At 35.8% G+C, this 2,455-nt stretch carries 2 protein-coding genes; both read left to right on the top strand.

Annotation, left to right across the window (positions count from 1 at the left end):
• The first annotated feature begins 127 nt into the window (after nt 1-127).
• On the top strand, nt 128-1,657 hold the full coding sequence (gene istA, locus ACFPOH_RS11220) for an IS21 family transposase (RefSeq protein ID WP_245989626.1): 1,530 nt from the start codon (nt 128-130) through the stop codon (nt 1,655-1,657).
• Nucleotides 1,650-2,399, top strand: a complete 750-nt coding sequence (istB, locus tag ACFPOH_RS11225) for an IS21-like element helper ATPase IstB (protein ID WP_208651315.1) — start codon at nt 1,650-1,652, stop codon at nt 2,397-2,399. The genes istA and istB overlap by 8 nt, the downstream gene beginning before the upstream one ends.
• Nucleotides 2,400-2,455 lie beyond the last annotated feature (56 nt).

Here is a 2,455-nt window from a genome sequence, read left to right on the forward strand (position 1 = left end):
TGTAAACGATAAAATAAAATCAACAGATTCCGCTCATTTGGATTGAACACTTTTTCACTATCAAATACACTTCTAATAAACTAGTTTATTAAGTTTATTGGAGGTTGTACTAGTGGAGGAGAAGCTTGTGTTATATATTGAAATCCATCAATTACGTACTAAAAGATTGCGAATTTCACAAATCGCAAGGAAATTGAAAATCTCACGTAATACAGTTTATAAGTATTTAAATATGACATTTGAAGAAGCGGTGGAGGAGTTTGGCACGATTGAGCGAAAGAAAAAGTTAGATCCCTATCGGGATTGGATTGTGACATGGTTACAAGAAAATCCAAGCATGAGTGGAGCACAAATTTTGGACTGGCTTCAAGAAAAGTTTCCTGACTTACAAGTTGGAGAAAGTACAGTTCGTCGGTATGTCAAAGAGATGAGAGAAATTTATCAAATTGAAAAAACGGATGAACCCCGAGAACATGAAGCTGTTGATGAATTACCACCAGGAAAACAAATGCAAGTAGACTGGGGACAAACCATTCAGAAAACAATAGATAATAAGGACATCAAACTTTATTTTATTGCCTTTGTATTATCTCACTCTCGACAAAAGTATATGGAATGGCAAGACCGCCCCTTTACAACCAAAGACACCATTCGTTGTCACGAAAATGCCTTTAGATATTTTGGGGGAATGACTGAAGAAATTGTTTATGATCAAGACAATCTTATTGCGGTAAGCGAAAATGCTGGAGATCTTATCTTAACAAAGAAATTTCAGGCATATGTGAACGAACGTAAATTTCAGATTTACCTATGTCGAAAAGCAGATCCCCAATCGAAAGGAAAAATTGAGAACGTTGTGAAGTATATCAAGTATAATTTCGCAGCACATCGTATCTTCTCAACAATCGGAGATTGGAATGAAAAAGCCTGGAATTGGCTAGAACGTACTGGGAACTATAAAGTGCATCAAACAATAAAAAAGAGACCTTACGAAGTGTATCAACTGGAAAAGAAACACTTACGAAAGATCTCCTCACCGCTTTCTTTAACAGAAAGCAACCCTATTGAAATTATAACAAGGAATGTGAATAAGGACAACACGATTCGTTACAAATCGAATCGCTATTCAGTACCTATCGGCACATATACGAAATGCTCTACAGTGAATCTGCAAATCAATAATGAAAAATTAATCATCATAGAACCTACAACTGGTGAAATACTTGCCAAGCACACGATAAGTTTAGAAAAAGGAAAGCTAATTAAAAATACGAATCATGCACGAGATCATACAGAATCGCTTGATATGCTTAAACAAAGAGTGCTTCATTTATTTCCTACTGGAGAAGCATCGAGACAATATATTGATGAAATCTGCCAGAGATATAAGCGCTATCGCCGTGATCAATTACTCATTTTACAAAGAGTTGCCGAAAATGATCCTCATTGGATTCCAATGGCGTTAGAGAAATGTATCCGTGAAAAACTGTATAGTGCAAATGCTTTTCAAGATGTCGTAAATTACTTAAAGCTACAAGAATCTAATCCCATTCTTGAAATACAGGTCAATTCTACTAAACTTGTTTCTTCGATAGCTGTAGAAACAAGGGATTTCAATACATACATTCAAAGAATGGGAGGAAAAACAAATGAATAAAAGTGTTCCAGAAATTCAACAAGCCTTTAAACAATTGAGATTATCCGAAACAGCGGAGGAGCTCCCAGAGCTCCTTCGGAAAGCAGAGCAATCATCTTGGACATATTTAGAGTTCTTAGAACAGATAACTACGTATGAACTAAAAAGACGTGAGGAGAAAAGTATTGAAAGACGAATGAATTGGGCTCGTTTCCCGTTCTATAAACCTTTAAGTATGTTTAATATAGATGAGCAAACAGCCATTACAGAGCGGCAATTAAGGCAATTACGTGAATTTCAATGGTTAGAACAAGCATACAACTTAATATTACTTGGACCACCTGGAGCGGGAAAAACTTTATTATCCGTTGGCCTTGGAATTGAAGCGATTCAAAAAGGCTTTCAAGTGTATTTTGTGACCATGGGGGAATTAATTCAGCTATTAAAAACAGAAGAATATGTCAATAAGTCAAAAACTAAGTTAAAGAGACTGCGTGCATCAGATCTTGTGATAATTGATGATGTCATGTATATGGCAATGGATCAACGAGAAGGCACATTGTTCTTCCAGCTTATTCATCAATTATATGAACGAAGTTCGTTAATTTTAACATCCAATCGAAGCCCAGAACAATGGATAGAACTCGTAGATAATCCAGGGATGATGACTGCAATACTTGACCGTCTGTTACATCGAGTTGAAGTGATTCATATGAACAACGAAAGTTACCGATTAAAACATCAAGAAACAATTTTTTCTTAGCAAAAAGTGTTCATCCGAAATGAGCAAAAATTGTTCATTTGGGGTTGACGTTTACA

The sequence above is a fragment of the Ureibacillus suwonensis genome (genome assembly GCF_042655065.1).
Classification (GTDB): domain Bacteria; phylum Bacillota; class Bacilli; order Bacillales_A; family Planococcaceae; genus Ureibacillus; species Ureibacillus suwonensis.